Here is a 12,883-nt window from a genome sequence, read left to right on the forward strand (position 1 = left end):
CGCCCCGTCCGACCCCCTTCCGGCCCTGTCCGTCCCCCGTACGGCCCCAACGGCTCACCGCGGATACAACTGGAAGGAGACGCAACGCCGCCCGCCGTAGCGCTCCGCACCCATGCCCAGCCCTCGGTCGACGACGGAGCGCGCATAGGCCACGGGATCCTCGTCGCTGAGCGCGGTGATATACGCGCGGTGCTCGGCCAGCGAGGCGACGGCGCGTTCGACGGCCTTGTCGCCGACCGGCGCCGCGTGCGTGGCGTACGGCGACGCGGCGACGGCGACCCAGCGCACCCCGCCCCACGTGCCGGTACCGGTACCGGCACCGTCGCGCTCCAACTGCCCGGGGAAGATCCACCGGTTCCCCGCGTCGCCCACGGCGTCGAGCACGGCGCGGCCGACCGCACGGTGGTCGGGGGTGTTCCAGTACGTACCGCCCCACGTGTCGTGGTGGTTGATGGTGACGACCAGTTCGGGCCGGTGCCTGCGTACGGCCGCCGCGATGTCCTCGCGCAGCACCGGACCCTCCTCGATGACGCCGTCGCGCTGCCCGAGGAACTCGACCGTCGAGACGCCGACGGCCCGTGCGCTCGCCCGCTGTTCGGCCTCGCGCACGGTGGCGCACTCGTCGGGCGCGAGCCCGTCGATCCCGGCCTCGCCCCGCGTGACCAGCAGGTACGTGACCTCCTTACCAGCCTCCACCCACTCGGCGACGGCCGCCGCTGCCCCGTACTCCAGATCGTCGGGATGCGCGACGACCGCGAGCGCGCGCTGCCAGTCCTCCGGCATGTCCTCCAGTGGTGACGGCTGCTGCGGTGGCGGCTGCTGCGGCGTGGTCATCGCTGCTCTCATCCCCTGTTCACGGTGACGGGTGGGGCGGCTGACGGGTGGCGGGTGACGCGCGTGCTGGTCAGCCTGGTCAACGCCGTTCGAACGGTGTCCACTCCAGCTTCTCACCGGTGGTCTCTCCCGGCCTGCTCCCCCACTGGCGGCGCCGGTCCCTTTCCATCATCGGGTCGAGGCTCACGAAGAGCGCGACGAACAGGAGCAGCAGTACGGGGCCGATGAGGATCGGAGTCAGCGTGCCGATGACGGAGGTGCCGCCTCCGCCCAGCCCTGACCCGTGGATGTGGACCGACACCGCCTCCATGGCGGTGTAGTGCATGCCGCTGACGGCGACGCCCATGATGAGCGCTGCGCCGAGCGCGGAGCCGAAGAGTTTCACGGACGTCGCGAACCAGAGCGCGGCCGTGGCCGCGAAGACCGCGATACCGATGGAGAGCACGACGGTGCCGGTCTCGTAGACGACCTCGCCCGACATCCGCATCCCCGCCATGCCCAAGTAGTGCATGGCCGCGACACCGAGACCGGTGATCGCCCCACCGCCGAGCAGGGCGCCGGAGTTCCGCCCCTTGTAGCCGACGAGGAAGACACCGACGCCGGTCACGACCACGGCGACGAGAAGACTGGCGTACGTCGTGAGCAAGTCGTAACCGATGTCGACGCCCTGGGCCGTGAAGCCCATCATCGCGATGAAGTGCATCGCGAAGATGCCCGTACCGATCGCCAGGGCGCCGAGCGTCAGCCAGCCCTTCCGCTCCGAGCGGTCCACGCTCAGCGCCCGCGCCGTGCATCTGAGTCCTAACGCGCTGCCCAGGCAGGCCACGGCGTACGCCGCCAGCGGCGTCACCAGCCCGTACGAGAACGCGTCGACCGGAACCGCCACCGCCGATATCACCATCGCCCCATCGCCATCCTTACGCGGGAGACCGCTTCACGAACAAGGAACCGTCACACAATGAACACACATGTGGCCGCCCCATGTTAGAGACGCGCTCCCCTGCGCGCGCCCCTTTGACCAAGTCGGTACTCGCGAGTACGGCGCGACGGGGTGGTGGAGGGGTTACCGCCAGCCGTAGACCTGTTGCAGGCGGTGGACGACGCGGTTGAACCGGGCGCGGTCCAGGGCGCATGCCTCGCGGCGCATGCCCCAGGGGTGGATCCGGAGCACGCGGTCGATGCCGACCCACGAGTCCCGTCCGCTCCGGTCCCACGGCCCGGCGCCGAGAGGGAGCCAGTCCGGGTCACCGTCGCGCTGACGGGACGTCAACTGCACGGCCAGCACGGTCCCGCGATCCTCCCGGGCCACGATCAGCACGGGCCGGTCCTTCCCGCGGCCGTCCCCTTCCTCGTACGGCACCCACGTCCACACGATCTCCCCCGGGTCCGGGTCCCCGTCCGGATCCGGCGCATAGGTGGTCCGCACCTGCCCGACGGCACGCGGCGCGATCTCCGCCGTCGCGGCGTACCCACTCTGCCCGGGCAGCGCGCCGGCCCCTTGTATCTGGTCGCTCACATGATCCATAGCTGCAAGCTATCCCCAGGGCCCAGATGTTGAGGGGGCACCCACCCTTGGTTCATACCGGACGCCGGGGCGAGGCGGAGTGTCACCCGTTCGGCGTAACCCTCTTGAGGTCTGGACCTCGATCGAGCGAACCGATCGGGTCACATCGCCCGCAGAGCCAGGCCCAAGAGCCCCCAGCCCACGGTCAGCCCGATGGATCCCAGGATGTATCCGCCTCGTCGACGCCGGTACCCGAGGACGGCCGCCACCGCCGCAACTGTCGTGGGCAGCAGGCCAATCACCGGCAGCACAAGCGCCTCCCCGAGAACGAACGCCCCGATCAGGGGCGCCGCTCCCCCGGGGACACAGAAAAGAAGCGCCAGCGCCGCTCCATTCCAGCGAATGCGCTGCCACCCGTCCTCGAACTCCTGCCCTAGCGGGACCGAGAGGCTGGAACGGGAGAATTCCCTACCAAGATCGTCATTGCCATTCAGCATGCGGTGTAACGTACACGCCCATCCACAGGACACCCCCTCGTTGCTCACGCTTTCGATTCTGGTGGTTTCATGAGGCTCGAAGTTGAACCGTCCGACCTGAAGTCGTTCGCCCGTCAAGTGGGCAGGGCAGTTGACGACATCACTGATGGACTTCAATACGTCGACAAACACACTCCGATCGACTGGTGGGAAGAGGGGTTACTGAAGCTCGCCGTCGGCCCCCATCGGAATGTCGTCGACAACGTCACCGGCGCTCTTTCCCAGCTGGCCTCAGTGCTTGGTTCGTGCCAGAGCGAACTTCTCCGTGTCAGCGCCTACTACACCCGCACCGACATCGATACCGCCCGGAGTATCGACGCGACCTACCCGGTAACCCCTCGATGAGCGGATTTCAGGACGCGAGACAGCCTACGGCGCGCTTGACCCCACCTTCCGAACCGGAAGAGTACTCAAGAGGGCTTCTGGAGATCTTCAACGATGTGAGCGACGCGCTCAGCCCAACAGCGTGGGTTCTAGAAGTTTACGAGATGGTCTTCGGTTTCAACCCGCTGGACGAAACGCTCCAATGGTTCACCGGTGATTGGCAAGCCTTTGCCCGCTGCGCTGAAGCCTGGAAGAACCTCGGGTCCATGTGTGACGACATCGCTGCCAATATTCAAGGCGGAAACAGAGAGTTGGACGCGAGCTGGCAGGGGCACGCCGCAGACATGGCCTACCTCTACTTCGACACCCTCCAGCAAAAGACGGTCAACTACAACTCGTCCTTGACGAAACTTTCCGGAGAATACAGAGAGATCGCGCACGCGGTCTTCTCGGCGGCGGAAGCGGCAAAGGGCGTGCTGGCCGCTCTGGCAGACGACGTCATCATCACCGCCGTTCTGTTGGCCGAGGGAACAGCGTTTTCCTGGACCGGTGTCGGGGCGGCCGTCGGCTACGGAGTCGCGTCCATCCACATCGCTCGCATGCTGAAGCACTGGGGGCAGATCACCGAGACCCTCTCCAGGACACAGAACACGGTCAACGCCAGCGTCGGCATCATCCAAGGTCTCAGCGCCACGCTCGCCAGCCAACTCATGACTTTCCCCGTCCCCGGCACCGCATACGACCACCCCGCCGTCCCCACAAGGAGCTGACACATGGCGCAGGGCAACGACGCTTCCGGGCGGGAAGCGTTGCAGGTTCAGGATGTTGAGTTCTTGCCGCTCACCGGAGGGGATCAGGTGCGGGCGCGGGCGTTGAGGCGGGCGTTGGAGCGATTGGCGGAAGAAAGGCGTGGAGGGGGGCGGGACGCGTTGGGGGAGATGGCGCGGGAAGTGCTCGCCGGGCGGATGGGGTTGCGGGAAGCCGTACGGGTCGGCGCCTACGCGGACGCGCTCGCGGACCGGGTAGGCGCGGCCCGGCACGAGTACGAGCGGCAGTCGCCGGAGTCGCGGGCCGGAGAAGAGGCGGAGGCACGGCGCTATCTCGCGGGGCTGCGGAGCGAGATCGACGCCGAGCGCGCCCCCTCACGGCGCTGACCCGCGCACCTCACTCGCCCTGCGCGTTCCACGCGGGATGACGGGGATCGTTCGCGCGGATCACCACGTCGGCGGTGGTCTCCGGGGAGACCTCTTCCTCGTAGCGGGCGAACGCGGGCAGCGTCCAGCGCGCGCTCTCCTCGGAGCGCCGTTCCAGCGCGGCGGGGGTCAGTTTCAGGTGGACGGACAGGTCGAACGGGAACCAGCGACCGAGCAGCAGCGGCCCGTGCAGCAGGAGTACCCCGCCCTCGGCGAGGCGTACACGGTCGCTGCGGGTGGCCCGGTCCGTCGACGGGTCGCGCAGGTCGGGGAGCACGAGGCCGCTCCCGCCGGGGTCCAGGGGGTTGAAGACCTCACGCCACAGCGCACTCGTGTCGTACCAGAGGTCGTAGTACGCGTCGGGGTCCCGCTTGCCGTGTTCGAGCCGCAGCGAAGCCTGGCGCAGGAAGCCGTCGGCCGCGACCGTCAGCGCGGGACGGCCGCGTACGCGCAGTGCCTCGGCGAGACGTTCCGCGAGGCCGGCCGGGCGCGCGGGCGGAGCGCCGTCGAGCGCGACCCGTAGCCAGGGTCCGCCGTCCCCCGCCTTCGTCGCCGCGACGCGGTCGGCGAGGGACTCGGTCAGGCGCTCCCAGGTGATCGGTTCGAACGGCATCCGCCCATGATGCACGCGCCCCGCTCCCCCGGCAGACCGCCGGACCGCGGAACCGCCGGACCGCCGGACCGCCGGGCCTCACTTCATCCACTCGTCCTCGTACTTCTCGTACGTCCCGTCGTGCGTGGCGAGGTGCACGAACTGGTCCACGTACTCCTTGAACTGCTCGTCCCCGCGCGGCAGCGCGTACGCCTTCTCCGAGAACGTGAAGGGCTCGTCGGGGTGGACGGAGCACAGCTCGGGGTGGATCTTGGCCTGGTAGCGGGTCTCGCTCGCGTCGGTCATCATCACGTCGGCGCGGCCCTCGACGATCTCCTCGAAGATCGTGGTGTTCTCGGGGTGCAGCTTGATGGTCGCCTGCTTGATGTTGTCGCGCGCGAACTGCTCGTTCGTCCCGCCCGGGTTCACGATCACCGTGGTGCCGGGCCGGTCGATCTGCTGGAGCGTCTGGTACTTGTCCTTGTCCTCGCAGCGCACGATCGGCGTCTTGCCGTCCTCGCGGGTGGGCTCGCTGAAGTAGACGTCGCGGGCGCGCGGGAGCGTGATGGAGACGCCGCCCACGGCGATGTCGCACTTGCCCGACGAGAGGTCGTCGACGAGCTTCGCCCACGTCGTCTCGACGTACTTCGGCTTGGCTTCGAGGCTCGTCGCGAGGTCGCGGGCCATGTCGATGTCCACGCCGCTGTACGTGCCCTTCTCCGGGTCGAGGTGGGTGAAGGGGCGGTAGTCGCCCGTCGTGCACACGCGCAGGAGCCCGCGCTCGGGAACCGTGTCGAGGAGGGAGGCGTGTCCCTTGCGCGCGCTCGCCGCGTTGATCGACGCGTCCCGCGACGCGGAGGGCCCCGGGGACGGCGCGGGGGCAGAGGGCGCCGCGCTGGTCACGGCGAGCAGGCAGGCGAGGGCGGACAACGTGGCGGCGCGCTTCATGACGGCGGCTCCTGTACGCGGCGACGAGAGGCGAGGGGTGAGGGGTGAGGGCGAGGCGTGAGCGACGGGGCACGGCCGGGCCTGTGGAACGGTGAGGTCCGGTCGAAGCGATCAGCGTGCCAGAAGAGAAGTCGGCGGTGAAGGCCCTGCTCACCAGGCGATACGTGGAGTACGTGGGATACGTGCGATACGTGGACGTGCGGGCTCGGCCCGCCCCGCCCTCGCCTCGCGTTCGCCGCTCACTCGTCCAGCAAGCCCGTGAGCGCGCCCACCGGATCGTCGTCGGCGGGGCCTTCGGGCCACCAGTCGTCGCGGGCCGGTTCGCTGCGGTACGGGTACCAGCGGCCGTCCCTCCCGTAGCGGAGCTGGAGCGTGCCCGTGGGGTCGGTGAGGTGGTTGCGGCGGATGGTCATACGGGGCAGGTCAGCGGCCGACAGCGCCCCGCGCGCACGGTCGAAGCCACCGGCGGGCGGGTCCCACGCGTCCTCCAGCACCGCCAGGCCCGCCGCGCCGCCCTGTCGCCAGGCCGCAGCGGCACGCGCGAGGTCCTGTGCGGTGTGCCCCGTGGCGCGGGCGAGTTCAGCGAAGAGAGGGGAGAAGGTGCGGCGGCCGGTGAGGTGGGGGTGGGTCGCCGCCAGCCGGACCGCGTCATGCCAGGGGGACAGCCGTGCGAAGGGATCCGGGGGCGGCGGCGCGTCCACTGACCCGTCGTCACCGGGCCCGGCCTCCGCCCCGTCCGGCCCGGGCGCCCCGGCCGCCCTGACCGTCCCCGCGAGGAAGGCGTGGGCGCGGGCCGCCGCGTCCGTGGCCAGGAATTCGAGCGCGGCCGGTTCCGGCACATCGACGGCACCGGCGGCACCCGCGGCACCCGCGGCACCCGCGGCACCCGCGGCACCCGCGGCACCGGAAGCGTCGGGCACATCGGCGGCGTCGGGGAACAGGGGCGGCTGGCCCGGCGCCGCGGCGACCGGAAGCGGATCGGGCAGCGGCGCACGTACCGCCGTCGCGAACGCCTCGCGGGCGCCGACGCCCTCCGCATGCGAGGACGCCGGCGGCGCGTCGGCGGCGCGCGCCGTGTTGCGGCGGGCCAGCTCGTCGAGGAGTTCGCCCTCCTCGCGGCCACGCATCAGCAGCAGGACGAAGGGGTCGGCGTCCAGGAAGTGCGCGGCGCGGTAGCAGAGCGCGGCGGCGTGCTTGCAGGGGTGGCCCCGGTCGGGGCACGAGCAGCGCCAGTCCAGTTCCCTGGCGTCGGGCAGCAGCCGGACGCCCGCCTCCTCGGCCGCGGTCACCAGATCGCCGGGCATGTCCTTCGCGAGGAGCGCGGCGATACGGGCGGGCCGGGCGGCGACCGCGTCGAGCAGCGCTTCCCATTCGGCGTCGCCGAACGTACGGAGCCGGACCTCGGCGCGGTAGGGGCGCGAACGGCTGCCGTGCACCTGGGCCACGATCCGCCCTGCCGTGACCGTGATCGCGTCGACGTTTCCGCCGCGCGCGTACGTACGTCCACGCGAGAGGCGGCCGGGGTCGATGGAGGAGCCCTCCTCCATCGCCCGCACCCAGGCGTTCCCCCACCACGACCGGGCGAACGGGCCGCGGCTGCCGGGATCCGGCGCGAGCGGCGCGAGAGTCCGCGACGGGGACGAGGACGAGCGCGGGGCCGAAGGCGAGGAGCCGTCTCTCATCATGTCCTCCGCAGCGAGACGAGATCGGCGAGTTCCGCGTCGGTCAGCTCGGTCAGCGCGGCCTCGCCGCCACCGCCCAGCACGGCGTCCGCCAACTCCCGCTTCGCCTCCAGCAGTTGGCTCACCTTGTCCTCGACGGTCCCCTCGCTGACCAGCCGGTGCACCTGTACGGGCTGGGTCTGCCCGATGCGGTACGCGCGGTCCGTGGCCTGCTCCTCGACGGCCGGGTTCCACCAGCGGTCGTAGTGGATCACGTGCCCGGCACGGGTGAGGTTGAGGCCCGTGCCCGCCGCCTTGAGGGAGAGGAGGAAGACGGGCACCTCGCCCGCCTGGAACGCGTCGACCATCTGCTCGCGCCGCGCGACGGGCGTGCCGCCGTGCAGCAGTTGGGCCGGAATGCGGCGGTCCGCGAGGTGCGTGGCCAGCAGGCGTGCCATCTCCACGTACTGCGTGAAGACGAGGACCGAGCCGTCCTCGGCGAGGATCGTGTCGAGCAGCTCGTCGAGGAGTTCCAGCTTCCCCGAGCGCGCGGCGGCGCCGGGGGCCGCTTCCCGCAGGTACTGCGCCGGGTGGTTGCAGATCTGCTTGAGCGAGGTGAGCAGCTTCATGACCAGTCCGCGCCGGGCCATGCCCTCCGCTTCCTCGATGCGGGCGAGCGTCTCGCGCACGGCGGCCTCGTAGAGCGCGGCCTGTTCGCGGCTGAGCGCGACGGGGTGGTCGGTGACGGTCTTGGGCGGCAGCTCGGGCGCGACGCCGGGATCCGACTTCTTGCGCCGCAGCAGGAACGGCCGCACCAGCCGGGCCAGCCGCGCCGTCGCGTCGGGGTCCTCGCCGCCCTCGACAGCGCGCGCGTGCCGCGCGCGGAACGTCGTCAGCGGGCCGAGCAGCCCCGGCGTCGTCCAGTCGAGCAGGGCCCACAGCTCGGAGAGGTTGTTCTCGACGGGCGTCCCGGTGAGGGCGACCCGCGCCGGCGCCTTGACCGTCCGCAGTGCCCTGGCCGTCGCCGACCGGGGGTTCTTGACGTGCTGGGCCTCGTCGGCGACGACCATGCCCCAGTCGTGCGCGGCGAGTTGGGCCGCGCTGGTGCGGAGGGTGCCGTACGTGGTGAGGACGAAGCCGGGGTCCTCCGTACCGGAACCCCCACCGGGTTCGGCGCTGGTTCCGGTTCCGGTTCCGGCCAGCCCTTCCAGGGAGCGCTCGGGCCCGTGGAAGCGCCGCACGGGCACGCCGGGCGCGAAGCGTTCGATCTCGCGCTGCCAGTTGCCGAGCAGCGAGGCGGGGCAGACGACGAGGGTCGCGGCACCCGCCCCCTCAGGGGCCTGCCCCCGATCCCGTTGATCCCGTCGCGCCTGGGCCCGTCGCAGATGCAGCGCGATGAGAGTGACGGTCTTGCCCAGGCCCATGTCGTCCGCGAGGCAGGCGCCCAGCCCGGCCGAGGTCATCAGGTCCAGCCACGCCAGCCCTCGCAGTTGGTAGTCGCGCAGCGTGGCACGCAGCCCCTCGGGCGCCGCGACGGGTCCCGGCTCGGCCGTCAGCCGCTCGCGGAGCCGCGCGACCGCGCCGACCGGCACCGCCTCGACGCGCTCCCCGTCCACCTCGGCCTCGCCTGTCAGCACGACCGCCAGCGCGTCGGCCGGGTCCAGCAGGCCGAGGTCGCGCTTGCGCGCCTTGCGCACGAGCGCGGGATCGACGAGCACCCACTCGTCCCGCAGCCGCACGACAGGCCGGTGCGCCTCGGCGAGCGCGTCCATCTCCCCCTCTGTCAGCGGCTCGCCGCCGAGCGCGAGCTGCCAGCGGAACTGGAGGAGTTCGTCGGTGTCGAAGAAGCCGAAGCCGTCCGCCGCCGAGCCGGGCGCCGGGCTCCTTACGACGGCCGTGGCCGTCAGTTCACGCGCCAGCTCACGCGGCCAGTGCACCTGGACCCCGGCCGCGCCCAGCCTGGCCGCTGCCCTGCCCAGCAGCTCGTACACCTCGTCGCCGGTCAGCGGCAGTACGTCGGGGACCGGCCGGTCCAGCAGTCGCGCCAGCGGGGACCACACGCGGGCCGCGCGGCGCAGCGTCAGCAGCGTCTCGACCCGCGCGCGGGAGCCGAAGCGCTCGGCCGTCTCCTCGTCGGCCCACAGTTGGGCCGTGTCGGCGACGAGCGTCGGATCGGCGAGGCTGTGCACCTGCACGACGGCAGCGGCGCCCGAGTGCGACTCGTCCGCGCCGCCCGGCCCCGCGGGGGCCGAAGGGTCCGAGGAGCCGGAGGGGCCGGAGGGGCCGGAGGGGCCGGAGGGGCCGGAGGGGCCGGAGGGGGCGCGGGGTTCCGGTGCCGCGCCGCCGTCGAAGAGATCGCGTGCGGAGAGGTCCAGGCGCAGCGAGATCCGTACGCCCGCGTCGGCACCCGCCGCGATCTCCGCGGCCCACTCGCGTGCGCGGGGCAGCCGCTGCGGCGCGTGCGCGGCGAAGGGCGCGCCGACGGCGGCGGGGCCTGCGGGCGTACGGGGCAGGGTGTCGGCGACGGCGTCGAGCAGCGCCCGTACGAGCGCCTCCGGCGCTGGCAGCCGCGGCGGACCCGTGGCCGCCGCTTCCCGCGAGGAGCGCGGGCCGCCGGGGGAAGCGGCGTGCGGCAGCGGTACGGCGTGGGCCTCGGCTGGCATGGCCGCGGCGACGGCCCGCAGATACGCGATGTCGTCGCTCTCCAGCGGACCGGCCCGCCAGGCGTCGGCGTCCCCGTCCGTCAGACCGGGCAGCAGCCGCCCCCGCGCCACCAGATGCAGCGCGTGCAGGGCCGCCGCTCCCCAGGCTGCGGCGGCCGGATGCGCGACGGGGCGCGCGGGCGTGGGCGCGAGCCGGGCCCGTACGAGGAGGGGTACGGCCTCGGCGACGGGCAGCAGGAGCGCGGGCACGGTCACAGCGCGCACCCCGTCCGCCCCCGCCCCGTCGCCCTCCTGGGTCTCCGGTGTCCGTGCGACGACGGTGAGGTCGGACCGCTCGCCCCGGGCGTGGTCGGGAGGCGGTGTGCCGTCCGGGCTCCAGAAGGCGAACCGGCCCTCGCGCGGCGGGTCGCCCGGCAGGAAGGCCACCGCACAGCGCGCGAGCACGTCACTCGCGGGCCGCTCCTCCCCCGGCCCCGACGTACGCACCGTCACCGTTCCCTCACGCCTCATGCCTTACGTTCCGCCCGTGCTCGCCCGGCCCCGTTCCGGGTTCCGGTTCCGGGTTCCGGGTTCCGGGTTCCGAGTCTACGGACCCGGCGCACTGTTCTGACGTGCGCCGATGAGCAGGGCGGGGCAAGAGCAGAGGCGGGGCGCGGGGAGGGCTCAGCCCAGGTTGATGCCGCCCTGGATGTCGCGGGCCATGATGACGTTGCCGCTGATCTTGGCGTTGCCCGAGACGGTGTTGTGCACCTCGGACCTGTCCACCTGGATCGAGGCGCGATGGGCCTCCGCCCAGCGGATGAGGTCCGCCGCGAACGCCTCGTCGTCCCGTGCGCGGTCGGCGATGTGCCCGACGAGGACGCGGACGGCGTCCTCGTTCGAGGGGTCGACGGAGGCGGGGTCCGGCTCGTCCGGTGCGGGGGTGCGCCCGTCGCGGCGCACGAGGGAGACGAGGGACTGCCAGGCGCTCTGTCCCGCGGCGGTGGCGGCGCCACCGGCGGCGGCGGAAGCGAGGGTGACGGCGGCGTCGATGTCCATCCCCTCACCGTATGCGCCCCGGCACGCGCCCGGCAGTCGATCGCTCCTTCTCGGCCGTCCCGCCACTGCCCAGCGCGTCCGACGCGTCCGACGCGCTGGCGTTCCTCCCGTGAGGGGGTACGCATCATGCATGGGCATGGGCATGAGCACGAGCGAACGACCGTTGCTGCTGCTGGACGTCGACGGGCCGCTGAACCCCTTCGCCGCACGGTGGCGATTACGGCCCCGCGGCTACACCACCCACCGCTTCCGCCCCACCGGATGGCTGGAACGGCACCCCTCCGTGCCGGGCAGGAAGGCGGCCACGCTGCGGGTGTGGCTGAAAGCCGAGCACGGGCGGCTGCTGGCGGGGCTGCCGTGCGAACTGGTGTGGGCCACCGCCTGGACGCACGACGCGAACGAGTGCATAAGCCCCGTGCTGGGGCTGCCCGAGCTGCCCGTGATCGAGTGGCCCATGATGTTCCGTGCCGAGGAGCCCGGCCTGCTGCTCTGGAAGGCGCGGCCCATCGTGGAGTGGGCGGCCGGGCGGCCCTTCGCGTGGGTGGACGACCGGATCACGGAGCGGGAGAGGCAGTTCGTGGCCGCCGTCCACAAGGGTCCCGCGCTGCTGCACCACGTCGACGCGCGGCACGGGCTGCGCGAAGCGGACTTCGCGGCACTCGCACGGTGGGCACGGGAGACGTCCGGCCGGTGATCCCGCCACCGCTCACCCGCTCACCCACTCGCCCGCACACCCGCTCTCGCCCAGGTACTCAGAAGAGCCAGGTGAGATAGAGACTCACGGCGACCCCCGCGACACCGCCGAGACAGAGGTACTTCGCGGCCACCGCCGACCGCGTCCCGCGTATCCGCTCGGTGACGGCCGACTCCTGGCCGCGCCGCGGGAAGATCCCGCTCGCGACGAAGACGACGCCGATCCCCGCGGCGATCCAGCCCACGAAGAAGAGGGCGTTCCAGCGCCAGGTCTCGCCGAAGCCCGTGGCCAGATAGCCCCTGGCGGTCTGCTGCACCTCCACCGTGTCGCCTCGCGCGAGGTCGCGCGTCAGCGTCGCCTCGCGGTCCGGCGCCGAGCCGTCCGCCGGCCGGAAGACGCCGGAGCAGATGGTCTTGTCGCTGCTGTGCCGCCGCCCCTGCTCGACCCAGCAGTTCTCGACGGTGAGCGTGCCGTGGCGGCCCGCGAGGCCCGCGGCGTGGGCGGCGTTGTAGACGGAGACGCCGGCGCAGACGAGGGCCACCAGCAGCAGGAACCCGCCCAGCGCGCGCCCCTTCCAGCTCGGGAGCGGCGCATGCGCGGAGAGGCCGTGCCGCCCCGGATCGAGGTCTCCGGCCCCGGCTCCGAACCCGGGCGCTCCGGCCCGTGCCGTGCCCTGTCCCCGTCCCCACGCGGCCATGAACGGCCCTCCCCCGTTGCTCTGACGTGTCCACCGCACGCCACCGCGCGCGGGTGCCCGTAGGTGCCTGTACGGTCCGGGCCGCTCGCACATACGTGTGGGTACGGCCCAGCCGGACACCCTAGCGGCATCACGACGTGGCCGTACCCACGGCCGTACACGGAAGGATCAGAGGGAGCAGAGGATCGGAGGAACAGGG

General features: G+C 72.2%; 14 protein-coding genes. 4 read left to right on the top strand and 10 right to left on the bottom strand.

All coding sequences use genetic code 11. The annotated features are described in order from the left end of the window. Positions 1–54: 54 nt before the first annotated feature. The 4 genes from ACYVOO_RS12845 to ACYVOO_RS12860 form a co-directional block, all read right to left on the bottom strand. Positions 55–834 (bottom strand): PIG-L deacetylase family protein, encoded by a 780-nt coding sequence (locus ACYVOO_RS12845; RefSeq protein WP_461015777.1) that lies wholly within the window; start codon positions 832–834, stop codon positions 55–57. A 79-nt stretch (positions 835–913) separates the two neighbouring features. Further along, on the bottom strand, positions 914–1,735 hold the full coding sequence (locus ACYVOO_RS12850; RefSeq protein WP_453345211.1) for an MHYT domain-containing protein: 822 nt from the start codon (positions 1,733–1,735) through the stop codon (positions 914–916). Positions 1,736–1,897: 162 nt separating this feature from the next. Then, entirely contained in the window at positions 1,898–2,359 is a 462-nt protein-coding gene (locus ACYVOO_RS12855) for a type II toxin-antitoxin system PemK/MazF family toxin (protein WP_461015778.1), read from the bottom strand. Between the two features lie 140 nt (positions 2,360–2,499). Next, complete coding sequence (locus ACYVOO_RS12860; RefSeq protein WP_461015779.1) at positions 2,500–2,835, bottom strand: hypothetical protein; 336 nt, start codon at positions 2,833–2,835, stop codon at positions 2,500–2,502. Positions 2,836–2,904: 69 nt separating this feature from the next. Here ACYVOO_RS12860 and ACYVOO_RS12865 point away from each other — a divergent pair, with 69 nt between their 5' ends. The 3 genes from ACYVOO_RS12865 to ACYVOO_RS12875 all read left to right on the top strand — a co-directional run bounded on the left by ACYVOO_RS12865 (position 2,905) and on the right by ACYVOO_RS12875 (position 4,352). Further along, on the top strand, positions 2,905–3,219 hold the full coding sequence (locus ACYVOO_RS12865) for a hypothetical protein (protein ID WP_461015780.1): 315 nt from the start codon (positions 2,905–2,907) through the stop codon (positions 3,217–3,219). Positions 3,220–3,314: 95 nt separating this feature from the next. Next, entirely contained in the window at positions 3,315–3,968 is a 654-nt protein-coding gene (locus ACYVOO_RS12870) for a hypothetical protein (protein WP_461015781.1), read from the top strand. Positions 3,969–4,136: 168 nt separating this feature from the next. After that, on the top strand, positions 4,137–4,352 hold the full coding sequence (locus ACYVOO_RS12875; protein ID WP_461015782.1) for a hypothetical protein: 216 nt from the start codon (positions 4,137–4,139) through the stop codon (positions 4,350–4,352). Positions 4,353–4,362: 10 nt separating this feature from the next. Here the strand turns inward: ACYVOO_RS12875 and ACYVOO_RS12880 are convergent, their stop codons facing one another. The 5 genes from ACYVOO_RS12880 to ACYVOO_RS12900 form a co-directional block, all read right to left on the bottom strand. Next, entirely contained in the window at positions 4,363–5,004 is a 642-nt protein-coding gene (locus tag ACYVOO_RS12880; protein WP_461015783.1) for a nucleoside/nucleotide kinase family protein, read from the bottom strand. A 78-nt stretch (positions 5,005–5,082) separates the two neighbouring features. Continuing rightward, on the bottom strand, positions 5,083–5,931 hold the full coding sequence (locus ACYVOO_RS12885) for a transporter substrate-binding domain-containing protein (protein WP_461015784.1): 849 nt from the start codon (positions 5,929–5,931) through the stop codon (positions 5,083–5,085). A gap of 239 nt (positions 5,932–6,170) precedes the next feature. Next, a complete protein-coding gene (locus ACYVOO_RS12890) occupies positions 6,171–7,478 on the bottom strand; it encodes an SWIM zinc finger family protein (RefSeq protein WP_461015891.1) in 1,308 nt (435 codons plus the stop codon). A 134-nt stretch (positions 7,479–7,612) separates the two neighbouring features. Next, the gene (locus ACYVOO_RS12895) at positions 7,613–10,765 is read right to left on the bottom strand and encodes a DEAD/DEAH box helicase (RefSeq protein ID WP_461015785.1); all 3,153 of its coding nucleotides are present in this window, start codon (positions 10,763–10,765) and stop codon (positions 7,613–7,615) included. 153 nt (positions 10,766–10,918) lie between these two features. Further along, complete coding sequence (locus ACYVOO_RS12900; protein ID WP_461015786.1) at positions 10,919–11,293, bottom strand: hypothetical protein; 375 nt, start codon at positions 11,291–11,293, stop codon at positions 10,919–10,921. Between the two features lie 142 nt (positions 11,294–11,435). Here ACYVOO_RS12900 and ACYVOO_RS12905 point away from each other — a divergent pair, with 142 nt between their 5' ends. Next, positions 11,436–11,987 (top strand): HAD domain-containing protein, encoded by a 552-nt coding sequence (locus ACYVOO_RS12905; protein ID WP_461015892.1) that lies wholly within the window; start codon positions 11,436–11,438, stop codon positions 11,985–11,987. Between the two features lie 58 nt (positions 11,988–12,045). On the opposite strand, the gene ACYVOO_RS12910 is transcribed toward ACYVOO_RS12905, so the two are convergent. Continuing rightward, a complete protein-coding gene (locus ACYVOO_RS12910) occupies positions 12,046–12,684 on the bottom strand; it encodes a hypothetical protein (RefSeq protein WP_461015787.1) in 639 nt (212 codons plus the stop codon). Positions 12,685–12,883: the final 199 nt, after the last annotated feature.

It is taken from the genome of Streptomyces daliensis (assembly GCF_054782395.1).